General features: G+C 68.4%; 25 protein-coding genes, 1 tRNA gene and 1 other RNA gene. 11 read left to right on the forward strand and 16 right to left on the reverse strand.

Annotation, left to right across the window (positions count from 1 at the left end; translation table 11 throughout):
- Nucleotides 1-4: 4 nt before the first annotated feature.
- The 5 genes from G6N67_RS15070 to G6N67_RS15090 all read right to left on the reverse strand — a co-directional run bounded on the left by G6N67_RS15070 (nt 5) and on the right by G6N67_RS15090 (nt 4,696).
- Nucleotides 5-1,525 carry a PucR family transcriptional regulator gene (locus tag G6N67_RS15070; protein ID WP_036431566.1) on the reverse strand — a complete coding sequence of 507 codons (1,521 nt, stop codon included), beginning with the start codon at nt 1,523-1,525 and terminating at the stop codon, nt 5-7.
- A gap of 14 nt (nt 1,526-1,539) precedes the next feature.
- Complete coding sequence (locus tag G6N67_RS15075) at nt 1,540-2,604, reverse strand: NAD(P)H-dependent amine dehydrogenase family protein (protein ID WP_036431567.1); 1,065 nt, start codon at nt 2,602-2,604, stop codon at nt 1,540-1,542.
- Between the two features lie 58 nt (nt 2,605-2,662).
- On the reverse strand, nt 2,663-3,688 hold the full coding sequence (locus G6N67_RS15080; protein WP_036431568.1) for a S1C family serine protease: 1,026 nt from the start codon (nt 3,686-3,688) through the stop codon (nt 2,663-2,665).
- 45 nt (nt 3,689-3,733) lie between these two features.
- A complete protein-coding gene (locus G6N67_RS15085; protein ID WP_036431574.1) occupies nt 3,734-4,537 on the reverse strand; it encodes a lipid uptake coordinator LucA in 804 nt (267 codons plus the stop codon).
- Between the two features lie 73 nt (nt 4,538-4,610).
- A tRNA-Ser gene (locus G6N67_RS15090) sits at nt 4,611-4,696 on the reverse strand.
- Nucleotides 4,697-4,767: 71 nt separating this feature from the next.
- Here G6N67_RS15090 and ffs point away from each other — a divergent pair.
- From ffs to G6N67_RS15105, 3 genes are all read left to right on the forward strand, one after another.
- Nucleotides 4,768-4,862, forward strand: an RNA gene (gene ffs, locus G6N67_RS15095) — signal recognition particle sRNA small type.
- A gap of 34 nt (nt 4,863-4,896) precedes the next feature.
- Nucleotides 4,897-6,171, forward strand: coding sequence for an aspartate aminotransferase type Ic (locus tag G6N67_RS15100; RefSeq protein WP_036431575.1), 1,275 nt, complete (start codon nt 4,897-4,899; stop codon nt 6,169-6,171).
- Nucleotides 6,172-6,197: 26 nt separating this feature from the next.
- Nucleotides 6,198-8,132, forward strand: coding sequence for a DNA polymerase III subunits gamma/tau (locus G6N67_RS15105; RefSeq protein ID WP_036431576.1), 1,935 nt, complete (start codon nt 6,198-6,200; stop codon nt 8,130-8,132).
- Between the two features lie 82 nt (nt 8,133-8,214).
- Here G6N67_RS15105 and G6N67_RS15110 read toward each other — a convergent pair whose 3' ends face one another.
- Nucleotides 8,215-9,528 carry a class I SAM-dependent methyltransferase gene (locus G6N67_RS15110; RefSeq protein WP_036431577.1) on the reverse strand — a complete coding sequence of 438 codons (1,314 nt, stop codon included), beginning with the start codon at nt 9,526-9,528 and terminating at the stop codon, nt 8,215-8,217.
- Nucleotides 9,525-10,904 carry an FAD-binding oxidoreductase gene (locus tag G6N67_RS15115; protein WP_036431578.1) on the reverse strand — a complete coding sequence of 460 codons (1,380 nt, stop codon included), beginning with the start codon at nt 10,902-10,904 and terminating at the stop codon, nt 9,525-9,527. The genes G6N67_RS15110 and G6N67_RS15115 overlap by 4 nt, the downstream gene beginning before the upstream one ends.
- 90 nt (nt 10,905-10,994) lie before the next feature.
- On the opposite strand from G6N67_RS15115, the gene G6N67_RS15120 reads away from it, so the two are divergent.
- On the forward strand, nt 10,995-11,435 hold the full coding sequence (locus tag G6N67_RS15120; protein WP_036431580.1) for an SRPBCC family protein: 441 nt from the start codon (nt 10,995-10,997) through the stop codon (nt 11,433-11,435).
- Between the two features lie 23 nt (nt 11,436-11,458).
- Here G6N67_RS15120 and G6N67_RS15125 read toward each other — a convergent pair whose 3' ends face one another.
- Nucleotides 11,459-12,214: an Rv3717 family N-acetylmuramoyl-L-alanine amidase gene (locus G6N67_RS15125; RefSeq protein WP_197747964.1), complete on the reverse strand. Its 756-nt coding sequence runs from the start codon at nt 12,212-12,214 to the stop codon at nt 11,459-11,461.
- A 113-nt stretch (nt 12,215-12,327) separates the two neighbouring features.
- Here G6N67_RS15125 and G6N67_RS15130 point away from each other — a divergent pair, with 113 nt between their 5' ends.
- The 3 genes from G6N67_RS15130 (at nt 12,328) to G6N67_RS15140 (ending at nt 14,074) form a co-directional block, all read left to right on the forward strand.
- A complete protein-coding gene (locus G6N67_RS15130) occupies nt 12,328-12,660 on the forward strand; it encodes a YbaB/EbfC family nucleoid-associated protein (protein WP_036431592.1) in 333 nt (110 codons plus the stop codon).
- 1 nt (nt 12,661) lies between these two features.
- Nucleotides 12,662-13,273, forward strand: coding sequence for a recombination mediator RecR (gene recR / locus G6N67_RS15135; protein WP_036431593.1), 612 nt, complete (start codon nt 12,662-12,664; stop codon nt 13,271-13,273).
- A gap of 87 nt (nt 13,274-13,360) precedes the next feature.
- On the forward strand, nt 13,361-14,074 hold the full coding sequence (locus tag G6N67_RS15140; protein WP_036431594.1) for an MBL fold metallo-hydrolase: 714 nt from the start codon (nt 13,361-13,363) through the stop codon (nt 14,072-14,074).
- A gap of 24 nt (nt 14,075-14,098) precedes the next feature.
- Here G6N67_RS15140 and G6N67_RS15145 read toward each other — a convergent pair whose 3' ends face one another.
- The 7 genes from G6N67_RS15145 to G6N67_RS15175 are packed head-to-tail and all read right to left on the reverse strand — an operon-like array spanning nt 14,099 to nt 19,051.
- Nucleotides 14,099-14,422, reverse strand: a complete 324-nt coding sequence (locus G6N67_RS15145; protein WP_051578645.1) for a hypothetical protein — start codon at nt 14,420-14,422, stop codon at nt 14,099-14,101.
- Nucleotides 14,423-14,432: 10 nt separating this feature from the next.
- Nucleotides 14,433-15,476 (reverse strand): LLM class flavin-dependent oxidoreductase, encoded by a 1,044-nt coding sequence (locus G6N67_RS15150; RefSeq protein ID WP_036431597.1) that lies wholly within the window; start codon nt 15,474-15,476, stop codon nt 14,433-14,435.
- Complete coding sequence (locus G6N67_RS15155) at nt 15,473-15,670, reverse strand: tautomerase family protein (protein ID WP_036431599.1); 198 nt, start codon at nt 15,668-15,670, stop codon at nt 15,473-15,475. Before G6N67_RS15155 ends, G6N67_RS15150 begins: the two co-directional genes overlap by 4 nt.
- Nucleotide 15,671: 1 nt before the next feature.
- Nucleotides 15,672-17,159 carry an aldehyde dehydrogenase gene (locus G6N67_RS15160; protein WP_036431601.1) on the reverse strand — a complete coding sequence of 496 codons (1,488 nt, stop codon included), beginning with the start codon at nt 17,157-17,159 and terminating at the stop codon, nt 15,672-15,674.
- Entirely contained in the window at nt 17,152-17,883 is a 732-nt protein-coding gene (locus tag G6N67_RS15165) for an alpha/beta fold hydrolase (RefSeq protein WP_036431604.1), read from the reverse strand. Before G6N67_RS15165 ends, G6N67_RS15160 begins: the two co-directional genes overlap by 8 nt.
- Nucleotides 17,884-17,888: 5 nt before the next feature.
- On the reverse strand, nt 17,889-18,440 hold the full coding sequence (locus G6N67_RS15170; protein WP_036431606.1) for an amino acid synthesis family protein: 552 nt from the start codon (nt 18,438-18,440) through the stop codon (nt 17,889-17,891).
- Nucleotides 18,437-19,051, reverse strand: a complete 615-nt coding sequence (locus G6N67_RS15175) for an amino acid synthesis family protein (RefSeq protein WP_036431608.1) — start codon at nt 19,049-19,051, stop codon at nt 18,437-18,439. The genes G6N67_RS15170 and G6N67_RS15175 overlap by 4 nt, the downstream gene beginning before the upstream one ends.
- Before the next feature lie 251 nt (nt 19,052-19,302).
- On the opposite strand from G6N67_RS15175, the gene G6N67_RS15180 reads away from it, so the two are divergent.
- From G6N67_RS15180 to G6N67_RS15195, 4 genes are read left to right on the forward strand one after another with little or no spacing between them, the layout of a single operon-like run.
- The gene (locus tag G6N67_RS15180) at nt 19,303-20,916 is read left to right on the forward strand and encodes a BCCT family transporter (protein WP_051578646.1); all 1,614 of its coding nucleotides are present in this window, start codon (nt 19,303-19,305) and stop codon (nt 20,914-20,916) included.
- The gene (locus G6N67_RS15185; protein WP_036431610.1) at nt 20,913-21,341 is read left to right on the forward strand and encodes an ester cyclase; all 429 of its coding nucleotides are present in this window, start codon (nt 20,913-20,915) and stop codon (nt 21,339-21,341) included. Before G6N67_RS15180 ends, G6N67_RS15185 begins: the two co-directional genes overlap by 4 nt.
- A complete protein-coding gene (locus G6N67_RS15190; protein ID WP_036431612.1) occupies nt 21,338-21,838 on the forward strand; it encodes a flavin reductase family protein in 501 nt (166 codons plus the stop codon). Before G6N67_RS15185 ends, G6N67_RS15190 begins: the two co-directional genes overlap by 4 nt.
- Before the next feature lie 17 nt (nt 21,839-21,855).
- Nucleotides 21,856-22,515: a GntR family transcriptional regulator gene (locus G6N67_RS15195; RefSeq protein WP_036435258.1), complete on the forward strand. Its 660-nt coding sequence runs from the start codon at nt 21,856-21,858 to the stop codon at nt 22,513-22,515.
- A 148-nt stretch (nt 22,516-22,663) separates the two neighbouring features.
- Here the strand turns inward: G6N67_RS15195 and G6N67_RS15200 are convergent, their stop codons facing one another.
- Nucleotides 22,664-23,428: an HpcH/HpaI aldolase family protein gene (locus G6N67_RS15200; RefSeq protein WP_036431614.1), complete on the reverse strand. Its 765-nt coding sequence runs from the start codon at nt 23,426-23,428 to the stop codon at nt 22,664-22,666.
- Nucleotides 23,429-23,433 lie beyond the last annotated feature (5 nt).

The following is a 23,433-nucleotide window of genomic DNA, read 5'->3' on the forward strand; positions in this document are numbered from 1 at the left end:
CGGATCACGACAACGCCGGATCGTCACCCGTGGCGGCCAACTCGATCATCATCGCCAGCCGCTTGCGTGGGTCACCCAGGTCGAGCGTCGTGACCTCGGCCATGCGACGCAGCCGGTAACGCACGGTGTTCTCGTGCACATCGAGCTGCTGACCGGCCGCTGCGAGATCGCCTTGCGCTTCCAGCCAGGCTCGCAACGTCGTCGCGTACTGCGTCGCGTGAGCGCGGTCGTGCGCGCGCAGTTCGGCGACCGGTCCGCGCTGCGGCGCGCGGCCGGACTGTGCGGCGATCCGTAGCCGCTGCAGCAGGATGTCGTCCCAGGATTCGTCGTACACCGGTGCGGGACCGTGCCTGCGCACCTCGTGCAGGGCCAGGCACTCGTCGGCCTCGAGCCGGGCCAGGGCCAGCTCGGGCACGGTCGCGGGGCCGCTGACCCCGGCCAGCACGGTCACCGCTTCCGGCAGCGCGGCGCTCAGGCCAGAGACCCAGGTGCGGGCCGGTTCGGGTTCGGCGCCGGGGAGCACGGTGTAGACCGTGTTGCCGGCCAGTGCGCTGCGGGTCGGGCGCGACCAGCCGAAGCCCGTCGTCGCCCGCTCGAACGCGAGCAGCAGGGCCGCGTGCCGTTCGTCGGCGGTCTGTGCCCGCAGCGCGATGACCCGCAGTGGCGTCTGCGGCAGCGCGAGCCTGCTGGCGACCGTCGTGGCGTCGGCCGCGCCGTCGAGCAGACGGATCACCAGTTCGGATTCCACCTGCCGTTCGAGGTCCGCGCTGGCACGCGACCGCAGCAGGTGCATGGCGACCATGCGCGCGCCGTCGGCCAGGGCCGAGTGCTGCGCCTCGGGCAACGGCTCCGTGCACGCGACCCACACCGACCCGAGGATCTCGCGGCCCGCGCGTGCGGCGACCACCATGCGGCCGGTCAGGCCCTGGCCCGCATCGCCTTCGACGAACATCGGCTCGTCCGACTCGGCGAGGTGCCGAAACACCCCGCGGGATTCGAACACCGCGCGCAACCGCTCCGGGGCCTGACGGCTCAGGATCGTCTCGGCCCGCGCCGGGTCCGCGTGCTGCTGCAGCCGCGAGTAGGCCAGCACGCGCGACCGCCGGTCCTCGATGGTGACTGCGCCACCGACCGCGTCCGCGACACTGTCGGCGAGGGCGAACAAATCCGTTGGACCACGGCCAGATTCGGTCTCGCGGCCCTCCAGGACCAGCCCGTAGACCACGGCGGCGAGCTCGCTCCAGGCGACCTCGGCGTCGACCATCATCACCGCGATGCGGTCCGGATCGCCACCCACCGGCTCCGCGCTGCCGCGCACCAGCACCACGACCGCGCGCGCCGCCGCGGCCCATTCGATCGCCTCGGCAACCGAGGTGGCCCCGACGGCCAGCAGGACATCGCCGATCACCCGGCCCGGCTCGTGCATGACCACACTGCGCAGCTCGGTCGACCGCGGTGTCGAGCAGTACCGCAGGTGAACGCCGTAGCCGCCCAGCACGTTGATCAGCCGGTCGAGTGTGACCACGACTGCAGCGTAGGTCAGGCGCCGGGCACGACCCCGCGGGGCAGGATCAACGGCAGGTCGTTGTAGGTCACGATGCCGGGCGGGGCCGCGACCACCGCGGGGATCGCATTGAGCGGGGGCGTGGCGGTCATGATGTGGCCGAGCACCATGAATTCTTCGAGCGTGGTGGCCTCGAAGTCGGGCGGTGGCAGGAAGCCCACCTTCATGGTGACCGTGGGACGCCCTGCCACCTCGATCACCCAGCCGTCCTGGTCGATCTGCCAATCCGGTTGCAGTGCTTGGCCTTTGCGCCACCGTACGTTGATTTCGACCCGCGTCGCCCCCGCGACGATGCCCTTCCAGCTGGCGTACACACCTGCCACGCAGCCCGCCGGGATGGTCCACGAGCCAAGGTCGAGATCCTCGGTGGTCTGCGCGTACTCGGCGTCGCAGCGCACCTCGTCGAGTTCGACACCCAGCGCGTCGGCGACCATCCGGACGGCCTCGCCGAACACCCCGGTGCCGTGCGCGGTCATGGCCTGCAGGTCCGGGTTGTCGATGGGCTGGCCGAAGCCGACCGGTTTCTCGGTGGCGGGGGAGTCGTAGAACGTGGTGTCGGCGGCCTCGTTCACGGTGATCTTGTCGACGCGGTCGCAGATGCCCGCGGCCACCACCGACAGCTGGTTGACGTAGCCGGGGCTGATGCCCGAGCCGAACATGCTCGCCCCGCCGCGCGTGGCGGCGTCGGCGATCTTGTCCCGGCCAGCGCCCTGGTTGTGCCCGGTGATGAACGACGCCGTGGCCACGACGTTGACGCCAGCCTCGAGGATGCGGACCAGCTCGTCGACGTCGATCCACATGGGGTTGTAGACGACGACGTCGGGTTTGAGCGCGAGCAGCGCGTCGACGTCGTTGGTGGCCGTGACGCCGAGCGGTTCGATGCCCGCGAGCTCACCGACGTCTCTGCCGACCTTGTCGGCCGACCAGGCGTAACAGCCGACGAGTTCGAGCGTGGGGTTCTTGGCGATTGCGGCGACCGAGCTCTTGCCGACGTTGCCGGTGGTCCATTGGACGACGCGATAGGGAGCGGTGTTTGGCACTCGCTCAGCATAGGGAGAGGTGCTGAGCTCAACTAGCAATTCTGGATAAGCGAACCGCTTACGGGCCTGCGGCCAGCGTGGCCTTGCCGGTGCGCTGCTGCCCGGAGCGGTCCAGCCACGTGAGGTCGATGACGTCGCCGGGATAGTGCCGGTCCAGGATCAGCGTCAGCGTGCGGGCGGAGTCCAGCGTGGTGCCGTCCATGACGGTCAGCAGATCGCCGGGAACCAGGCCCGCGGCCTCGGCCGGGCCCCCGCGCACCACGTCCTGGATGACGACGCCGGAGCCGTCGCGCGTCGCGGTGCGGACACCCACACCGAGCAGCGTCGGCGGGCCGATGTGAACGGAGTCCGACGGCGTGCGCGACCGGATCTGCCCGGCGATGCCCATCGCGTCGTTGATCGGGATCGCGAACCCCTTGCCGCCCGGGCCCATGCGGAAGTTCACCGTCGCGGCCGTCGTCATCCCGACGACCTGCCCGGCCTCGTTGACCACCGGCCCGCCCGAGTCACCCGCGCGTACCGGCGCGGCGAACTCGAACAGCCCGTCGATCTGGTCTTTACTGCCCGTCAGCTCGTCCTCGGCGTTGACGGTGCGGCCGAACGCCGTGACGGTGCCGACCTCGCGCGTCAACGGGGCATTGGTGCCCTGGGCGTTGCCGAGCGCCACCACCGGGGCGCCGGGGGCCAGGGCCTTCGAGTCGCCGATCGGGGCCGCGGGCAGCCCGCCCGCGCCGCGCAACTGCAGGACCGCGATGTCGTGCTGGCGGTCGTAACCCACCAGATCGGCCATGAACGACTGGCCCGCGACGGTCGCGTTGATCGAGTTGGCGCCCTGTACGACGTGGTAGTTGGTCAGCACCTCGCCGCTCGGTGAGATCACGATTCCGGTGCCGATGCCGTATGCCTGCTGGTAGTCGACGACGGTGTCGATGCGCACCACCGACGGCTCGACCGCGGCAGCGGCTGCGGCCGGGTCACCCGGCGCGGCGGCTGCTGGGGAGACCGGAACCACGAGCGCCGCGACAGTCGTCAACGCTGCGGCCAGCACCACTGACTTGACGCGACGCATCACGGATATGCCCATGTATCCATCTTCCCCGGTCGCAGGGGGCGCTGTCGAACTCGGCGGTCAGTCGTCGACCGCGACGCCGCCGCGCGAACGCCTGCGCAGCCGGGAAACACCGCCCTTGTTGGCAGGTCGCCGGTTGCGCAGTTTGCCCCGAGGAGCCTCGGCTTCGGGCTCGCCAGATTCGGTGTCGTCGGCTTCGCTCTCAGCGGTCACAGCCTCGACGGGCTCGACTTCGTCGGCACCGGACTCGGGTTCTTCGGCAGTGACCTCGGCGGGGGCGTCCGCGTCGTCCTCGGCCTCGGTGTCCTCGGCAGCCGCGTCGTCTGTTTCGTCGACTTCGGACTCGGCCGCTTCTTCGGTGTCGTCGTCGGCCTCATCGGACTGCTTGCGGCGCCCCCGGCCCTTCTTCTCGCTAGTCTTGAGCGGTTTGGGTGCAGGTGGGGGCAGTTCGGCGACGAACGCCAGGTAGAAGCCGAAGATGCCGAGCAGCGCGATCGCGGCCGCAGCGCCGTAGATGCCGAACAGCCACTGGCCGGCGTCGTCGAGGTTGAGCCAGATCTCGCTGATCGCGGCGCCGAGGATGAGCACAGCGGCCAGAACGTGCATGACGATCGAGGAGGTGCGCAGCCGCAGCGCCAGGTGCGGGGTGGCGTACTCGGGGCGCTTGGTCCGCAGCAACGTGAACACCACGGGCAGGGCCGCGAGACCGATCAGGACAGCCGTGACGATCCGGAGCACCAAGCCGAGCGTGGGCGACGTCTGACCCATGAGCTCAGGCCAGCGGGGAACGACGAAGAAGAAGTAAAGGCCAGCCGCGACCAGCGAAAATGACGCATGCCAGGTCACCGCGACGGTGCGGCCCATACTCCTCCTTGGTTCTGTGGGCCGGGGTGCGGCAATGCTGGTGATCAGCAGGCCGCCACCCCGGACCCGAGTGCGGAGGATAGGGGATTTGAACCCCTGAGGGCTATTAACCCAACCCGCGTTCCAGGCGAGCGCCATAGGCCACTAGGCGAATCCTCCGTCGGCAATGGTAGCCGAACGCGCAACCCGTCCCGTCGGGTCGGGGGCCGACGGACGCGTATTACACTCGCCATGGACCCCGCGCGGCGTCCATCCTGTGAACTCCCCCAGGGCCGGAAGGCAGCAAGGGTCAACGGGCTCTGGCGGGTGCGCGGGGTCCCCTTATGACTAACCCAGATTTTCATTTCGAAAGGCGCGCGGTGTCGTACCACTCTCTCGGCCGCGACGAACTGCTCGCGCAGCACGAACTGCAGCAGCGCAACTACGCAGAACTGCAGGCCAAGCAGCTGAAACTCGACCTCACGCGCGGCAAGCCCGCGCCGGCGCAGCTGGATCTGTCGAACGCGCTGCTGAGCCTGCCCGGTGACGACTACCGCGACCGTGACGGCACCGACACCCGCAACTACGGCGGCCTGCACGGGCTGCCCGAGCTGCGGGAGATCTTCGGCGAGCTGCTCGGCATCCCGGTGCAGAACCTGATCGCGGGCAACAACGCGAGCCTGGAGTTGATGCACGACAGCATCGTGTTCTCGCTGTTGCACGGCGGTGTGGACTCGCCCCGGCCCTGGGGTCAAGAGCCTGCTGTCAAGTTCCTGTGCCCGTCACCCGGCTATGACCGGCACTTCGCGATCACCGAGTCCTTGGGCATCGAGATGATCCCGGTGCCGATGCGCGAGGACGGGCCCGACGTCGACCTCATCGAGGAACTCGTCGCGGCCGACCCGGCCATCAAGGGCATGTGGTGTGTGCCGGTGTACTCCAACCCGACCGGGGTCACGTATTCGTGGGAGACGGTCCGGCGTTTGGTCCAAATGCGCACGGCCGCACCCGATTTCCGGTTGATGTGGGACAACGCCTACGCCGTGCACACGCTCACCCCGGAGTTCGTCCGGCAGGTCGACGTGCTGGGACTGGCCGAGGCCGCGGGCAACCCGAACCGGCCGCTGGTGTTCGCCTCGACCTCCAAGATCACCTTCGCGGGAGCCGGCGTGAGCTTCCTGGGCGGCTCACTGGGCAACATCGCGTGGTACCTGCAGCACGCAGGCAAGAAGTCGATCGGCCCGGACAAGGTCAACCAGTTGCGGCACCTGCGGTTCTTCGGCGACGCGGACGGCGTCCGGCTGCAGATGCAGCGCCACCGCGAGATCATCGCGCCGAAGTTCGCACTGGTGGCCGAGATCCTCGAAGACCGCCTGGGCGAGTCGAAGATCGGGTCGTGGACCGACCCCAAGGGCGGCTACTTCGTGAGCCTCGACGTGTGGCCAGGCACGGCCAAGCGCACCATCGCGCTGGCCAAGGACGCCGGCATCGCGGTGACCGAGGCCGGATCGGCATTCCCGTACCGGAAAGACCCGGAGGACAAGAACATTCGCATCGCGCCGACGTTCCCGACGGAGTCCGACGTGCGGGAAGCGGTCGACGGCCTGGCCACCTGCGCGCTGCTCGCGGCCACCGAGTCACTGCTCGGCGAGTAGTCGGACCGCATCGGTAGCCTGCATCCGTGGCTCTCTACCGCAAGTACCGTCCGGCAACCTTCGCCGAAGTGGTCGGCCAGGAGCACGTCACCGAGCCGTTGTCCACGGCGCTGACCGCGGGCCGCATCAACCACGCCTACCTGTTCTCCGGGCCCCGTGGCTGCGGCAAGACGTCGTCGGCGCGCATCCTGGCCCGCTCACTGAACTGTGTGGACGGCCCGACCCCCACCCCGTGCGGGGTGTGCGACTCGTGCGTCGCGCTGGCACCCAACGGGCCGGGCAACGTCGACGTCGTCGAACTCGACGCGGCCAGCCACGGCGGCGTCGACGACACCCGTGAGCTGCGGGACCGGGCGTTCTACGCGCCTGCCCAGTCGCGGTACCGCATCTTCATCGTCGACGAGGCGCACATGGTCACCACGGCCGGATTCAACGCGCTGCTCAAGATCGTCGAGGAGCCGCCGGACCACCTGATCTTCGTGTTCGCCACCACCGAGCCTGAGAAAGTGCTGCCGACCATCCGGTCGCGCACCCACCACTACCCGTTCCGGTTGCTCGCGCCGCGCACCATGCGCCCGCTGCTCGAACGGATCTGTGGCGAAGAGAACGTCGAGGTGGACGACGCGGTGTACCCGCTCGTCATCCGGGCCGGCGGTGGCTCGCCGCGTGACACGCTCTCGGTGCTCGACCAACTGCTGGCCGGGGCCGAAGGCAACCGGATCGCCTACCAGCGGGCGTTGGCCCTGCTCGGCGCCACCGACATGGCGTTGATCGACGACGCCGTGGAAGCCTTGGCGGCCGGGGACGCCGCGGCCCTGTTCGGTGCGGTCGAATCGGTGATCGACGCGGGCCACGACCCGCGCCGGTTCGCGACCGACCTGCTGGAGCGCTTCCGCGACCTGATCGTGTTGCAGGCGGTTCCCGACGCGGCCGCACGCGGCGTGGTCGACGCACCCGCCGACGTGCTGGACCGCATGCGCGAGCAGGCCGACCGGTTGGGCTCGGCCACCCTGACCCGCTACGCCGAGGTGGTGCACGCCGGGCTGGGCGAGATGCGTGGAGCCACCGCCCCGCGGCTGCTGTTGGAGGTCGTGTGCGCCCGGCTGCTGCTGCCGTCGGCGCATGACACCGAGTCCGCGCTGCTGCAGCGCATCGAACGCATCGAGACCCGGCTCGACATGTCGATCCCGGCCGGGGAGGCCGCGGCGGCCCGGCCTGCCGAACCGGCCAAGACCTACACGCGCCGCAGCCAGGCCGCCGCGACACCGCCGGCACCCACGCCTGCACCTGACCCCGAGCCGGCACCGCCGCCGCCGGCCGTTGTGGCACCCCCACCAGCACCGCCGGCTCCCGAGCCCGAGCCCGAGCCGGAACGCATGCCCGAGCCGGTGGCGACGGCGCAGGCACCCGAACCGGAGCCCGAGCCCGAACCGGAACCTGCGCCTGCTGAGCAGCCCGCCCCTGGCGGCGAACCCAACGCGGCCGCGGTGCGGTCGATGTGGACGACGGTGCGCGAGAAGGTCCGCGAGCGCAGCCGCACCACCGAGGTCATGCTGTCGGGTGCCATCGTGCGGGCGGTCGAGGGGAAAACCCTTGTGCTGTCCCATGAATCACCCCCGTTGGCCAAACGGTTGACCGAGTCGCGCAATGCCGACGTCATCCGCGACGCGTTGAAGGACGCGCTCGGGGTGGACTGGCAGATCCGGTGCGAGGTCGGCACGGTCGAGGCGGCCGCGCCGCCGCCACCCAAGGCCGCGAAGCCGCCGCCACGGATTCCCACCCGGCCGGGCCGCACCATCCCCGAGCCCGAACCGGTGCCCGATCCGGAGCCGACCGTCGACGACGAGGAAGAAATGCTCGCCGAGGCCTCGCAGGGTGAGGCCGGGCCACGGCGCGACCCCGAAGAGGTTGCGCTGGAACTGCTGCAGAACGAACTGGGCGCGCGCAAGATCGAGGGTTAGCGCAACCCGTACAAACCCGTACAAGACTGAAGATCGCAGCCACCCGGTGGCTGCGATCTTCAGCGTTGGTACCTCTGAGCCGCTACGGCTGCCACCACGGCCGCAACGGCAACCCGCCGTCCTTGCCGTCCTCGTCGAGCTTCACGGCCAGAACCTGGTGCAGCTGAACCACATTCGTCTCGAAGCCCAGGCGTGACCCGGCCATGTACAGGCCCCACACCTTGGCGGTGGGCAGCCCGACCTCGGCAACGGCCTCGTCCCAGTGCTTGACGAGGTTGGCGCACCAGTCGCGCAGTGTGAGCGCGTAGTGGTTGCGCAGGTTCTCCTCGTGAATCACCTCGAGGCCGACGTCCTGGGCCTCTGCGATGATGCGGCCCGACCCCGTCAGCTCGCCGTCCGGGAAGACGTACCGGTCGATGAACCCGCCGGCCGACGGGCCCGTGCGGTTGTCGGGCCGGGTGATGCAGTGGTTGAGCAGCAGCGCGCCGGTGCGCATCTTGCGCTGCAGGAAAGCGAAGTACGCCGGGTAGTTGTGGACGCCGATGTGTTCGGTCAGCCCGATCGAGGACACCGCGTCGAACCCGGTCTCCGGGATGTCGCGGTAGTCGCCGTGGCGCACCTCGGCCAGGTCGGTGAGCCCCTCGTCGGCGATGGCCTGCTGCGCCCACGTGGCCTGCTCCTTGGACAGCGTCACGCCGATGGCCTTGACCCCGTGCCGCGCGGCGTAGCGCACCATGCCGCCCCAGCCGCAGCCCACGTCGAGCAGTCGGTCACCGGGCTGCAACCGGAGCTTGTCGAACACCAGCCGGTACTTGTTCTCCTGGGCTTCCTCGAGAGACGCGTCGGCATGCGGGTAGCACGCGCACGTGTAGGTCATCGACGGCCCGAGCACCCACTCGTAGAACGTGTTCGACACGTCGTAGTGATGGTGGATCGCCTCGGCGTCGCGGGTCTTGCTGTGGCGCAACCCTTCCATCATCCGGCGCCACCGGGGCAGCGCCTCCTGCGGCGGTGGCGCGATGGGCTTGAGGTGTTCGAAGCCGATGGAGCGCACGATGTTGGCCAGCACACGTGCCGGCGGACGCTTGAAGTCCATCTTGTCGGCCAGGGCGCACAACAGCGGGTACGGATCCCCGGGATGAACGCCGTGGGTTTCCAGGTCACCAGCGACATATGCGCGTGCGAGGCCGAGATCGCCGGGTGCGGTGGCCAGGTAGGTGGTGCCGCGCGGGGTCAGCAGGTCGAGCCCGAGTGTGGCGTCCTCGGGTCCGGCTGAACTGCCGTCGTATGCAGTGAATTTCAGTGGCAGCTTGCCCGCGGCGAAGATCTCCAGGATCTCCGCAAGCGTGAGTTTGGTCGCCGGGGTGTGTGTCGACCGTTCCTTGAAAGTTGTCATCGCCTTTGCACCGCCTTCGAATACAGGTCAAGCAAACGTGAATCGGGGTCGTACGCCTTCTTGACGGTTTTGTAAGTTTCCCCGCCATAGAGGTGGTCAAACTCCTCCGGAGAGTAAAAAGCGTCGGAGTACAGCGATTTATGCCCTTCGAGTTCGCTCACTTTGCGTTCGATGAGCTTGTTGGTGTGCCCCGGCTCCGGTCCCACTGGGACCGACGACCAGAAGCCGACGTTGACGTAGGTGTGGTGCGGACGGATGGGATAGAGCGGCCACGACGTGTCGTCCCGTAACCGCAGCGGACACAACCAGATCGGTTCGATCGGAATGTTCTGCAGGAACCAGGTGAGGAACTCCGCGCACCGCTCCAGGGGCACTTCGATGTCCTGGACCACGCGTTCGCGTGGTGGGCGGCCGTTGCGGATCTCGATCCGGTCGGCGATGTTGAACCGTTGGTCGTAGCCGATCAGTTTCCAGTAGAAGCTGCTGCGCCGGTAACGCCGCGGCCAGAACCGGCGGATGCGGGGGTTCTGCGCCCCGAATGCCCGTGAGCACCAGAACCAGTCGGTGTCCCAGCGCCACAGGTAATCGTGAATGGTCAGCCGGTCGTGCTTCTGGCCGTCGGCATGCTGGATGGAGCGGTAATAGATCTGCTGGCCCGTGTAATCGCTGACCGGGCCGGGCGTCGTGGTCTTGATGCCCACGCACAGATAGCTTTCCTCGGCGCTGAACACAACGCCGTCGAGGTAATCGATCTTCACGCCGTCCAGGCCGCCGGTCTCGATGATGCGGTCCATGGTGGCGACCAGATCGGCGAGGCGGTGAAAACGTAGATGCCGCAATTCGACGAACGGCGTCACCGGCTCGAGCTCGATTCGCAGACGAGTCGAATAGCCAAGTGTGCCATAGGAATTGGGAAAGCTGTGAAAAAGCTCGGAGTGGCTGGTGCGGCTCGCGGTGACGATTTCGCCTGCCCCCGTGAGGATGTCCATCTCGATGACGGACTCGTGCGGCAAGCCGTTGCGGAACGACGTCGACTCGATGCCGAGGCCCGTGACCGCACCGCCCAGTGTGATGGTCTTGAGTTGCGGCACCACCAGTGGCGCCAGGCCGTACGGCAGCGTGGCGGCGACCAGATCCTCGTAGGTGCACATGCCTGCCACGTCGGCCGTCGATGCGTGCGGGTCGACGGCGATGACATTCGTCAAACCCGATGTGTCCAGGCCCTTACCGGTGTTGCGGGGGCGGGCACGGAACAGGTTCGAGGTGGGTTTGGCAAGGCGAACGGTCGCGGTGGGCTCTATGGCGCGGTAACTGTCGAGAAGCCGTGCTACCCCGGCAGCGTGGACAGCCTGTGCGTCAGTCGAAACAACAGACACACATATACGCTAGTCGGCGGTTGCACCGGATGCGACCCAGAAGAGCGCGGTTATCAGACCGCGACGTCATTGATACAAGGAGTTTTCCCGATGGGACAGGTCAGCGCGGTCAGCACCGTTTTGATCAACGCCGAACCCGCCGCTGTGCTCGCCGCGATCGCCGACTACCAAACGGTGCGCCCGAAGATCCTTTCCTCGCACTACAGCGGCTATCAGGTGCTCGAGGGTGGTCAGGGCGCGGGCACCGTGGTCACCTGGAAGCTGCAGGCCACGAAGTCCCGGGTTCGCGACGTCAAGGCGACCGTCGATGTGGCCGGGCACACGGTGATCGAGAAGGACGCCAACTCGACCCTGGTGTCCAACTGGACCGTCGCCCCGGCCGGAACCGGGTCGAGCGTGAACCTCAAGACCTCGTGGACCGGGGCAGGCGGCGTCAAGGGCTTCTTCGAGAAGACGTTCGCGCCGTTGGGCCTGCGCAAGATTCAGGACGAGGTGCTGGCCAACCTCAAGAAAGAGGTGGAGAGCGCGTAAGCGCTCGACCATGCGGTGAGGGGCTAGCGCGCCTGCGTGCCCAGGAATCCGGCGATACCCCGGACGATCGCCTCGGCGTACTTCTGCCGTCCCTCAGGGGACTTCATCAGACTCGAGTCGACGGGGTTCTTCATGTTGCCGCATTCGACCAGGATCGACGGGTACTGCGCGAGGTTGAGCCCCGCGATGTCCGAGCGGGCATCGAGCCCGCCCGATCCGATGTAGGTGGCGGGCGGGATGCCCGAGCCGGCCAGTTGGTCACGCATGACCTGCGCGAACTGCACCGCAGGCCCGGCCTGGGCGTTGTTCAGTGGCGGCGACGAGTACAGCACGTGGAATCCACGCCCGTTGGGTGGGCCGCCGTCGGCGTGGATGGACACGATGGCGTTGGGCCGCAGCGCGTTCGCCATCGCGGCGCGTTCGTCCACGCACGGGCCGAGCGCGTTGTCGTTGCCGCGCGACATCGCGGTGCGCACCCCGAGCTGGGTCAGCGCCGCACGAACCCGCAGCGTGGTGTCCCACGTGAAGGTGTGCTCGGGATAGCCGTCGTCGGTCGAGGTGCCGCTTTCCTGGCAGTTCTTGGTGCCGCCGCGGCCGGTCGAGACCTGTTTGCTGATCGATGCGTCGTTGGCGCCGTTGTGGCCGGGGTCGAGGAACACGATCATCCCGGCGATGTTGGCGGGCGCAGCGTGCGCCGACGGGCTCACGGGGACGGACGCGGCGACAAGCACGCTGCAGGCAATCGCGGCGCCGACACGCAGGCAGGCTGGGACTCGCACGGGCGCCACCGTAGCCCGCGCGCCGTCTAGGCTGGAAGGCCAAACCGCCGCGCTCGAGCGATGAGCAATCAAGTCGAGACCAACGCGCAACCAACACGCAAGGGGATCCGTTCATGCAACCCGGAGGCACGCCCGACATGTCGGCACTGCTGGCGCAGGCGCAGCAGGTGCAGCAACAGCTGATGGAGGCGCAGGAAGCGCTGGCCAATTCGGAGGTGCACGGCCAGGCCGGCGGCGGTCTGGTGCAGGTCACCGTCAAGGGCAGTGGTGAGGTGACGGCGGTGTCGATCGATCCCAAGGTCGTCGATCCCGACGACGTCGAAACCCTGCAGGATCTCATCGTCGGCGCCCTCGCCGACGCCTCCAACCAGGTGACCACCCTGGCGCAGAGCCGCCTGGGTCCGCTGGCAGGCGGTTTGGGCGGGTTCGGAATCCCGGGGCTCTAGAGTGTTCGAAGGCCCGGTCCAGGATCTGATCGACGAGCTCGGCAAGCTGCCGGGCATCGGGCCGAAAAGTGCGCAGCGCATCGCGTTCCACCTGCTCAGCGTCGAACCGCCGGACATCGACCGGCTCACCGCGGTGCTGGGCCGGATCCGCGACGGTGTCACGTTCTGCGCGGTGTGCGGCAACGTCTCCGACGACGAACGCTGCCGCATCTGCAGTGATCCGCGCCGCGATGCGTCGCTCGTGTGCGTCGTCGAGGAACCCAAGGACGTCCAGGCCGTCGAACGCACGCGGGAGTTCCGGGGCCGCTACCACGTGCTGGGCGGCGCGCTGGATCCGCTGTCCGGCATCGGGCCCGAACAGTTGCGCATCCGGGAGCTGCTCAACCGGATCGGCGAGCGTGTCGACGGCATCGACGTCGCCGAGGTGATCATCGCCACCGATCCCAACACCGAAGGCGAGGCCACCGCGACCTATCTGGTGCGGATGCTGCGCGACATCCCCGGCCTTACGGTCACCCGTATCGCGTCGGGCCTGCCGATGGGCGGTGACCTCGAGTTCGCCGACGAGCTCACGCTGGGCCGCGCGCTGGCCGGCCGCCGCGCGATGGCCTGATTCGCGGCTCGCCGCGGTGGCCTGATTCGGTTTCGGCCACAGCGAAACCGCTCGACCGAGACGGGGCATCGTCACTAGCGTCGAGGCATGCCCGACCTCCTCCAGCTGGCGCCCGCGCTGTATCGGCTGCGCATCCCGGGCGGCCAGGCACACCTGCTGAACAGCTACGTGTGGCTCGGGCCCGACGGCGTGACGCTGGTCGACACCGGCTGGCCCGACAGCGCCGGGCTGATCGCCGAGGCGCTGGCCGCGCTCGGGATGCGGCGCCTGCACGTGACGCGCATCGTCCTCACCCACTTCCACGAGGACCACTGCGGATCGGCCGCGGAGATCGCGGACTGGGCGGACGTCGAGGTGATCGCCGGGGCCGGTGACGCGTCCTATGTACGTGGCGACGAGCCGGGCCCGCTTCCGGTGCTCACCGACGGAGAGCGGGCGCTTCATTCCGACTTCGACACCCCGCCGCACGGGCCGGCATGCCGCGTCGACCGCGTGGTGCGCGACGGCGACGTGCTCGACTTCGCCGGCGGAACCCAGGTGATCGAGGTGCCCGGCCACACGCCGGGCAGCATCGCGCTGTATCTGCCCGCCGCCGACACGCTGCTGACGGGCGACACGGTCGCCGAGTTCAACGGGCAGGTGATCCTCGGGGTGTTCAACACCGACCGCGCGGAGGCGGTCCGATCACTCGGCAAACTCGCCGCGACGGGCGCGCAGATCGCCGGTTTCGGTCACGGCGAAGCGGTGCTCACCGACGCCGCGGCGCGGATCGCGGCCGCGACGGACGCGTTCGCCGCCTGACGCACACCCGCGAGATCGATCGCGTCAGGACGCGAGACCGGGCACCAGTTCCTCGAGCATGAGATCGGCCACCGGGCTGTCGCCGAGTGGCTTGAGCACCACGCCGTCGGCGATGCCGAGCCGCTGCACGTCGGCGATCAGACCGGCCAGGCCGCGCGGGGTGCCGACGTAGCGCAGCGTGTTTCCCGCAGGCACGGTACTGAGCGCGGTGAGCGCAGCACGGGTGTCGCGGTCGATCAGCACCTCGATGTCGAGCAGCACGGGCCGCTCAGGTGCGGCGGCCCGCTGGGCCGCTGCGCGGCGCTGGGCATCCTGCAGATCGACGGCGTGAATACGCACACCATCCATGGCTGGCTCCTCACTGGAACGCGGGGACGACTTCTTTGATGAAAAGCTCGAGGCTCTTGCGCTTCTCGTCGTGCGGCAGGCTGTTGTCGCACCAGAAGCTGAACTCGTCGATGCCGAGTTCTCGGTAGAACCGCAGGCGCTCGATGACCTCGTCGGGTGTGCCGATCATCGCGGTGCGGTGCAGTGACTCGAGCTCGAACTCGGGCCGTTGCGCGAACTTCGACTCGGGGCTGGGCTCGAGGAACCCGTTGACGGGCGTGGTTTTGTTACCGAACCACGCGTCGAACGTGCGGTAGAACTTCGAGATCGCCGCGGCCGCCGGACGCCAGCCGTCGGGATCCTCGGCAGCGTGAACGTGGGTGTGGCGCAGCACCATGATCTGGGGGCGGGCCACCTCGGGGTGGTTGCCTACGGCGGTGTCGAACTTGCGCTTGAGGTCGACGACCTCCTCGTCGCCCTTCATCAGCGGCGTGACCATGACGTTGCAGCCCTGGGCCACCGCGAAGTCGTGCGAATCGGGGTCGCGCGCCGCGATCCACATCGGTGGCATCGGCTGCTGCACGGGCTTGGGAACGCTCGTCGACGTGGGGAACTGCCAGATCTCGCCGTCGTGCGCGTAGTCACCCTGCCACAGCTTGCGCACCGCGGGCACCAGTTCGCGCAGGTGCTTGCCGCCCTCGGCAGCGGACAGCCCGGGCATCATGCGGTCGAACTCGATCTGGTAGGCGCCGCGGGCCAGGCCGACTTCCATGCGGCCGTTGCTGATCACGTCGAGCAGCGCACACTCGCCCGCGGCGCGGATGGGGTTCCAGAACGGCGCGATGATGGTGCCCGCACCCAGCCGGATCGTCGAGGTCTGGCCGGCCAGATAGGCCAGCAGCGGCATGGGGCTCGGCGAGATCGTGTACTCCATGGCGTGGTGCTCACCGATCCACACCGTGGAAAAGCCGCCGGCCTCGGCCATCAGGGACAGCTCCGCGAGGTTCTCGAAGAGCTGCCGGTGGCTGACCGAATCGTCCCACCGCTCCATGTGGACGAACAACGAAAATCTCATGACTGCTCCTTCATCTCGGCGATGGTGAGATCGCCTGTTGCCCAATGAGTCCGGGGAACCTCGCGGACGATGACGCGGATGTGTTCGGGTTGGGTGTCCACGGTCCGCAGCACGGCCTCGTGCACTTCGTGCATCATGGCGCGGATCTGGTCCGCCGAACGGCCTTGCGCGATGGTGACTTCGACGAGTGGCATGTCAGCTCCGCATCACGAACGGGTCGGGCACCGGGCCCTCGTTGGTGTTGATCCACACGCTCTTGAGCCGCGTGTATTCCTTCATGGTCTCGGTGCCGTGCTCGACGCCGACGCCGCTGCTCTTGAAGCCCTGCCGCGGCGACATCGGGGACATGGCCCGGTAGGTGTTGACCCAGATGGTGCCTGCGTCCAGGCGTGCGGCCATCCGGTGGGCGCGGGCCAGATTCGACGTCCACACGCCGGCGGCCAGGCCGTACTGGGTGTCGTTGGCCAGTGCTACGACCTCGTCCTCTGAATCGAACGGCATGATCGCGGCGACCGGCCCGAAGATCTCCTCGCGCACCACCCGCATCTGGTTGGTGACGTCCACCAGAACCGTCGGCTCGTAGAAGAACCCACCGAGACCACCGTCGGAGGCGCGCCCGCCGGTGAGAACCCTGGCGCCCTCGGAACGGCCGAGGTCGACGTAGGACGCCACCTTGTCGCGCTGGCCCTCGAACGCCAGTGGGCCGAGCTCGGTGTCGTCGTGGAGCGGATCACCCATCCGGATGCTGCGCGCTCGTTCGGCGACGCGCTCAAGCAGCTCGTCGTAGATCGCGCGCTGGGCGAACACGCGGCTGCCCGCGATGCACGTCTGCCCGGCGGCTGCGAAGATGCCCGCCACCACACCGGTGGCCGCGTTGGCGATGTTGGCGTCGTCGAACACGATGTTGGGGGACTTGCCACCGAGTTCCAGCGTCGACCCGATGAACCGGCCCGCTGTCGCCGATGCGATCCGCGATCCGGTCGCGGTGCTGCCGGTGAACGAGATCTTCGCCAGCCCAGGGTGATCCACGAGCGGCTGACCCGCCTCGGCGCCGAATCCGGTGACCACGTTGACCGCACCGGGCGGGAAGCCTGCCTCGATGATGAGCTCGGCGAGCTTCAGCACGGTCGCCGACGTGTACTCGGACGGCTTGATCACCACGGTGTTGCCCGCGCACAACGCCGGGGCCAGCTTGCTCGTGGTCAGCGTCAGCGGCGAGTTCCACGGCGTGATCGCGCCCACCACACCCAGCGGCTCACGCATGGTGTAGTTGAGCACCTGCCGATCCGAGGTCGGGATGACGTCGCCGTGGATCTTGTCGGCCAAACCCGCGTAGTAGTAGTAATACTCGGGCAGGGTGGCGAGCTGACCGCGCATCTCGCGCAGCAGCTTGCCGTTGTCCAGGGATTCCGAGCGGGCCAACTCCTCGGCGTGCTCGCCGACGAGATCCCCGAGGCGGCGCAGCAGGTGTCCGCGTTTGGTCTGGCTCAGATCCCGCCACCGCGGGTCGTTGAACGCCTCGGTCGCCGAGGCCACAGCCGCGTCGATGTCGGCCGCGTTCCCGCGGGCCGCCTGGTACAGCACGTCGCGGGTGGCCGGGTTGGTGCTCTCGAAGTACTCGCCGGACGCCGGAGCGGTCGGCTTTCCGCCGATGAAGTGCTGCAGTGTCGGGGTTTCAGACATGGACGGACCTTCCGATGAAAGAAGTTAGGGCGTCGGCGAGTTCGCGTGGGCACTGCACCGGGAGCATGTGCCGCGCGCCGGGGACGATGACCGCTTGGCAACCGGGGATGGACGCCGCGAGCCTGCGGGTCATCTCCGGGGTCGAGCCCGGATCGTCGGACCCGGTGATGGCCAGCGCGGGGGTGTCGATGCGATCGAGCTGCGGTCCGATCTCCGCGTCGGCGGTCGCGAAGACCCGATAGCAGTTCAGGAAGCTGTCCGGATCGTTGGCCAGCAGCGTGGCCTGCGTCCGGGCGATCTGCTCGGCGCTGACGTCGGTGCCGTCGTACCAACGGTGCAGGGACGCAGCCGAACTCGCAGCAATGTCGGATGCCGCGGTGTCGAGCCGGGCCAGCACCGCGGCCCGTTCCTCCGGGGTGCGCCGGCAGACCGAGGCCACCGACGTCAGCGACGCGACGAGCTCGGGACGGTGCACCGCGAGGTGCTGGGCGACCAGGGCGCCGAGGGAGAACCCGACCAGGTGCGACCCGGCCGGGATCTCGGCCGCCACGCCATCGGCCAAGTCCGCCAACGTCACTCCCGCGGGTGCGGGCGGACGGTCGCCGTGCCCGGGCAGGTCGGGCGTGATGACCGCGAACTGGTCGGCCAGCAGCGCGGCCACCGGCTCCCACACGGTGTGGTCCAACCCCACTCCGTGCAGCAGGACGAGCGTCGGCCGGCTCATTGGCGTTACTTCTCGCTGCTCAGCGGCGCCAGGCGCTGCTGCGGGCGGCCTTGTGAGGCAGCGGCCAGTGCGATGACGATCTCGTCGGCGTGCGGCGCGTCGGCGATGCGCACCTCGACGGTCTGGTGGTGCGACCGGATCGTGGCGTCGGTGATGTGCTTGAGCGGGATGTCGAAGATGACGCCCGCCGGGCCGCGCTTCTCGACCGCGGGCAGCAACGTGGTGGCGTTGGCGGCCTTGCGGAAATGATCGCCGAACTTCAGCGTGTGGATCAGGCCCGAGCCGTGCTCGATCTCGCCGTTGAGCCCGACGATCGCGGCCTTGCCGTACGCCTCGGCGGGCTCCTCGAGGGCTTCGAGCACCAGCGGGGCCAGCAGGGCGCCGACGTTGGACGCGGTGGCGTCGATGCCCGGGGCCAGGTCGTCGACGAAACCCTGGCCCGCCCATGGGTTTTCGATCACCGCGGCGACCACTGCGACACGTGCGGGCGGAGTGACCTCGCGGCCGCCCTCGGTGCGGATCTCCTCGACGACGGTGACGATCTTGCGCAACTTCATGACAGGACACTCTCCAGACTCTTGACGGTGACGGCGGGGTCGGTGGTGCGGTCCCCGATCCGGGGATGCGGACGCGGACCGGTCGATCCGGCCGCGATGATGACGAGCTCGTCGGCGCGCGGGCCGTCGGCGACCCGGGTGCTCACGGTCTGATAGTGGCTGCGGGTCGCGGCATGCGTCTTGTGCCACAGCGGAACCACAAGCGGCTCACCGGCTTCGGCGCGGGTATCGGCGAAGCAGATGATCGATTCGCCGTCGAGGAACTCCCGCATCAGGTTGCCGAAGTACGGCGTATGGATCAGCGCACCGCCGTGCTCGATCTCGCCTGAGCTGCCCACGATCGCGGCCTTGCCGAACGCCTCGATCGCGTCGACTCCGCCGAGCGTGTCGATGAGGCGGTTGGTCACCAGCTGCGCGAGCACCGGGGCGATACGGGTCACCTCGGGTGACAGGTCGCGAGACGGGCCGGTGCCGGCCCACGGATTGCGCAGCACCGCGGCGACGCTGGCCTGCAGCGCAGGGCGGGTGGGACGTTCGCCTGCCTCGGTCACCACGGACTCGCGGTAGACGACCACCTTGCGGAGGCCGAGATCGGGGGTCACATCTTGCATGCCACAGACGATAGAGGTGCGGCGTCGAATCGGTCAAGGGTCGTGTGTGCGGCGGCTCCGCGAGCGGTGCGACGGATAGGCGATTTACCCAGTTGAAACACCATTTGTGGACGTCGGCGCGGTGGAGCGGGTGGCTATGGGTCCGGCAACCGTTGACAGAGGCTTGTGAGCGGTCTTACATTCTGTTGTATGCCACAGCCGCTTGCCGCTGGTCGATTCGGCCACTGGACCTGTGATGTCGAGGAGCGCCCATGACCAGCGATCTCAGTGCCGGCCCGGTGCCGCCCGTGACCGTCGCCCGCAACAGCCCGGCCAAGCCGACCGGCCGGCTCGGCACCGTCTTCTGGACCTCGGTGGCCATCTCGGCCGTCTTCGTCGCATGGGCGGTGCTGTTCACCGAGAACCTCAACGCAGTCACCACGGCGTCGCTGAACTGGGTGACCGGCAGCTTCGGCTGGCTCTACCTCGTGGTGACGCTGGGGATCCTGATCTTCCTGGTGTTCCTGGCCTTCAGCCCGTACGGGGACGTCCGGCTCGGCAAGGACTCCGACCGGCCCGAGTTCAACACCATCACGTGGCTCGCAATGATCCTGTCCGCCGTGATGGGCATCGGCCTGGTGTCCTACGGTGTTGCCGAACCGATTTCACATCTGGCCACGCCCCCGCACGGGCTGGCCGACGCGAACACCCCGCAAGCCGCGGTGCGTGCCATGCAGTACTCGTACTTCGACTGGGGCCTGCACGCCTGGGCGATCTTCGCGGTGTTCGGCCTGGCCATCGCGTACTCGACTTATCGAATGGGCAGGCGCACCCTGGTCAGCCAGCTGTTCGTGCCGCTGCTGGGTGACCGTGTCAACGGGCCGCTCGGCAAGCTCATCGACGTATTGGCCGTCTTCGCCACACTTTTCGGCACCACCACGTCACTGGGACTCGGCGCGCTGCAGGTCAACAACGGGTTGTTCACGCTGTTCGGCATCCCCGTCAGCAATGTCACCCAGGTGGTCATCATCGCCGCGGTGACCGCGATCTTCACGATGTCGGCGGTGACCGGCGTGAGCAAGGGCATCAAGTTCCTGAGTCAGGGCAGCACGGTGATGGCCGTGGCGTTGTTCGTCTTCATGCTTGTCGTCGGGCCTACGGTCTTCATCGCCAACCTCTACATCGAATCGCTCGGCACCTGGGCCACCGACTTCTTCCGGATGAGCCTGCAGGGCACGGCATTCGGTGACCTGGAATGGATGCAATGGTGGACCTACTTCATGCTCGCGTGGTGGGTGTCGTGGGGCGCCTTCGTCGGAGTGTTCCTGGCCCGTATCTCCAAGGGCCGCACGATCCGCGGATTCATCGTCGGTGTCCTGGTGGTCCCGAGCGTGGTGTTCTTCACGTGGTTCACCGTGTTCGGCGGCACCGCGATCCATGTCGACATGTTCGAGGGCGGTGACATCGCCAAGCAGACCGCCGACGACATCAACAGCGCGTTCTTCGCGACCCTGGCGCACTTCCCGCTCGCGTCGGTGACGTCGGTCGTCGCGATCCTGCTGGTGCTGATCTTCTTCATCTCGGGCGCGGACGCCAACACCTACGTGCTCGGCATGATGACCAGCGACGGCACGCTGACCCCGCGCCGTGGCGTGCTGATCCTGTGGGGCGTGCTCACCGGGATCACCGCGGTGGTGCTGATGTTCGCGGGTGGTCTGAATGCGCTGCAGAACACCGTGATCGTGGCGTCGCTGCCGTTCCTCATCATCATCGCGTGCCTCGCGGTGTCGTTCTGGAAGGACTTGATCGCCGACCGCAGGCACACCAAACCCGAGACTCCCATCGCCGCACTCATCGACGAAATCGACGAACAGGAAAAGCCATGACTGACAACGATTCCCGCCGGCGACGCATCCAGGACGCCTGGGAAGCCGCGTGGGATCGCGGCGAGGTGGACGTGTTCGACGGCCTGCTGGCCGAGGGTTACCGGCGGGTCAGCGGCACCGGCAACACCCAGGGCCGCGACGAGTTCAAGGCGTCGATCACCGCGACGCGCTCGGCATTCCCCGATCTGCTGACCGTGGTCGACGAGGTCGTGGTCGAGGGTGACCGCGCCGCGATCCGCTGGCACAGCACGGGCAGTCACGAGCACTCGTTCCTGGGCGTGCCGGCCACCAAGCGTGAGGTCGCGGTCAGCGGCGCGACGTTCGCGCGCTTCGAAGCTGACCGCATCGTTGAGGAACACGTCACGTGGGATCCGCGGGCGCTGCTGACCGCGCTCGGCATCATCGCGGTGGGCCAGGACCGATGACAGCACCCGTCCGCCCCGACGTCGACCTGATGAAGCGGGTCAACCGGCAGTTCGTCACGGGGGTCACCGTGGTCACCGCGCTCGACGGGGACAAGCCACGTGGGCTGGCGGTCAACGCGTTCGCGAGCATCTCGCTGGACCCGCCGACGGTCATGGTCGCCGTCCAGCACACGTCGTCGACGCACGACTGTCTGTTTCGCGCCGGTCATCTCGCGATCAACATCCTGTCCGCCGATCAACTCGACGTGGTGAGCCGCTTCGCGGTGAAGTCCGACGACAAGTTCTCCGGATTGGACTGGCACGCGGGGCCTTTCGGGAGCCCGCTGATCGATCGAAGCTCGGCGGCCATGGAGGTCGAGATCCGCGAGCGGCTGCAGGCGAGCACCCACACGGTGTTCATGTGCCGCGTCGTGCACGCTGAGGTCGACGATCGCCATCCCATGGTGTACAGCGCCGGTAAGTTCTTCGATGGCGGCAACCTGGCCGCACTGGGGTAGTGAGCAGGGGAGTGGCGGTGACCAGCAGTAACGGCTCGATCCAGGGTCGGTTGATCGAGGAGATCCGGCGCCGCATCATCGCGGGCGAGATCTCGCCCGGGGTCAACATCTCCGAGCTGGCCATCGCCGAGGAGTTCGGCGTGTCCCGCACCCCGGTGCGCGAGACGTTCAAGCAGCTGCAGACCGAGGGGCTCATCGAGATCCGGCCACGCGTCGGCACCTTCGTCACCACGCCGTCGCGCCGGGAGATCACCGAACTGTTCCAGATGAAGGAGCTGCTCGAGGGGGCCGCGGCGCGGCTGCTGGCGCAGCGCGGGCGCGTGCCCGAGATCGACAAGCTGGAGGAGAACCTCCGGCAGGCCGACGAGGCCGTCGCCCGCGACGACCGGGCCCACTACGCCGAACTCGTCGAGGAGTTCCACGACCTGCTGATCGTCGGTGCCGACAACAACAAGCTCGAGGCGCACTACCGCATGCTCATGAACCAGCTGGCCTACGCCCGGCTGGTCCACACCTCGCTGAGCCAGCCCGGCCGGCCCCTGCAATCGGACCGCGAACACCATGTCGTGCTCGACCTCATCGTCGCCAAGGACGGCGACAGCGCCGAACGTGTGATGCGCGAGCACGTCCGGGCCAGCAGACAGGCCCTGCTCGCGGGCCTGGGCGACTCTGTGTAGCTGGGTTGCACTGCGAGCGTGCGCGTCTGTCCTTCGACACGCCGCCACACACCAGCACTTTGCGCACGCTCGCGGTCGGCGAGGGTGCGTGTGGCGCCGATGACACACGGCGTGGCGGGGGACAAACACGCACGGTCGCGGTGCGGGCTTATTCGCCCCGGGCCGCCTTCAAGTGCGCTGCCGAGGCCTGCTTGAGATGCACGATGTCGGAGGCCACGGTTGCGAACGTGTAGCCCTGCGCGAGCCGTTTGGCCGCCGAAGCGCCGTCGGCGTTGTGGATCCCGGCCGCGATCCCTGCCGCCGCGGCGGCTTCCCGCACCCGCGTCAGCGCGGCCTCGAACTCGTCCGCGACCGCGGGATCCTGCGACGTCGCGCCCCCGATCGCCAGGCGCAGGTCCGACGGCCCGACGTACACGCCGTCGAGCCCGGGCACGCGGCAGATCTCCTCGACATGGGCCAGCCCGCCGGGGGTTTCGATCATCGCCAGCACGACCGTGTCACGGTTGGCCTCGGCGGGGACCGGCCCGATCCGCAACTGGGACCGCATGGGGCCGTACGACCGGATACCCGTGGGCGGGTACGTCGCGGCGGCCACCGCGGCGGCGGCCTCCTCGGCAGTGTTGACCATCGGCACGATGACCCCGGCCGCGCCGGCGTCGAGCGCCCGCCCGATCGCGGTGGCGTCGTTGGCCTCAACTCGCACCAGTCCGACGGCCGAGCCCGACGCGTCGATCGCGGTGAGCCCGGCCACCATGCCCGAGTAGCCGATCAGCCCGTGCTGCAGGTCGAGCGCGATGTAGTCCCAGCCGACGTGGGCCAGCCATTCCGTGGACACCGGGCTGTCGATCACCGACCAGTAGCCCAGCAGCTGTTGGCGATCCCGCAGCCGGGCCGCGAATTCCTGTGCGCGCATGGTGG

The sequence above is a fragment of the Mycolicibacterium mageritense genome, assembly GCF_010727475.1.
GTDB lineage: Bacteria > Actinomycetota > Actinomycetes > Mycobacteriales > Mycobacteriaceae > Mycobacterium > Mycobacterium mageritense.

Excerpts from the sequence above, each read along its gene's own strand:
- G6N67_RS15080 (WP_036431568.1), bottom strand. The coding sequence starts at position 3,688 with ATGGGCATATCCGTGATGCGTCGCGTCAAGTCAGTGGTGCTGGCCGCA.
- G6N67_RS15085 (WP_036431574.1), bottom strand. The coding sequence starts at position 4,537 with ATGGGCCGCACCGTCGCGGTGACCTGGCATGCGTCATTTTCGCTGGTC.
- G6N67_RS15110 (WP_036431577.1), bottom strand. The coding sequence starts at position 9,528 with ATGACAACTTTCAAGGAACGGTCGACACACACCCCGGCGACCAAACTC.
- G6N67_RS15120 (WP_036431580.1), top strand. The coding sequence starts at position 10,995 with ATGGGACAGGTCAGCGCGGTCAGCACCGTTTTGATCAACGCCGAACCC.
- G6N67_RS15130 (WP_036431592.1), top strand. The coding sequence starts at position 12,328 with ATGCAACCCGGAGGCACGCCCGACATGTCGGCACTGCTGGCGCAGGCG.
- G6N67_RS15140 (WP_036431594.1), top strand. The coding sequence starts at position 13,361 with ATGCCCGACCTCCTCCAGCTGGCGCCCGCGCTGTATCGGCTGCGCATC.
- G6N67_RS15145 (WP_051578645.1), bottom strand. The coding sequence starts at position 14,422 with ATGGATGGTGTGCGTATTCACGCCGTCGATCTGCAGGATGCCCAGCGC.
- G6N67_RS15150 (WP_036431597.1), bottom strand. The coding sequence starts at position 15,476 with ATGAGATTTTCGTTGTTCGTCCACATGGAGCGGTGGGACGATTCGGTC.
- G6N67_RS15155 (WP_036431599.1), bottom strand. The coding sequence starts at position 15,670 with ATGCCACTCGTCGAAGTCACCATCGCGCAAGGCCGTTCGGCGGACCAG.
- G6N67_RS15160 (WP_036431601.1), bottom strand. The coding sequence starts at position 17,159 with ATGTCTGAAACCCCGACACTGCAGCACTTCATCGGCGGAAAGCCGACC.
- G6N67_RS15165 (WP_036431604.1), bottom strand. The coding sequence starts at position 17,883 with ATGAGCCGGCCGACGCTCGTCCTGCTGCACGGAGTGGGGTTGGACCAC.
- G6N67_RS15170 (WP_036431606.1), bottom strand. The coding sequence starts at position 18,440 with ATGAAGTTGCGCAAGATCGTCACCGTCGTCGAGGAGATCCGCACCGAG.
- G6N67_RS15175 (WP_036431608.1), bottom strand. The coding sequence starts at position 19,051 with ATGCAAGATGTGACCCCCGATCTCGGCCTCCGCAAGGTGGTCGTCTAC.
- G6N67_RS15180 (WP_051578646.1), top strand. The coding sequence starts at position 19,303 with ATGACCAGCGATCTCAGTGCCGGCCCGGTGCCGCCCGTGACCGTCGCC.
- G6N67_RS15185 (WP_036431610.1), top strand. The coding sequence starts at position 20,913 with ATGACTGACAACGATTCCCGCCGGCGACGCATCCAGGACGCCTGGGAA.
- G6N67_RS15190 (WP_036431612.1), top strand. The coding sequence starts at position 21,338 with ATGACAGCACCCGTCCGCCCCGACGTCGACCTGATGAAGCGGGTCAAC.
- G6N67_RS15200 (WP_036431614.1), bottom strand. The coding sequence starts at position 23,428 with ATGCGCGCACAGGAATTCGCGGCCCGGCTGCGGGATCGCCAACAGCTG.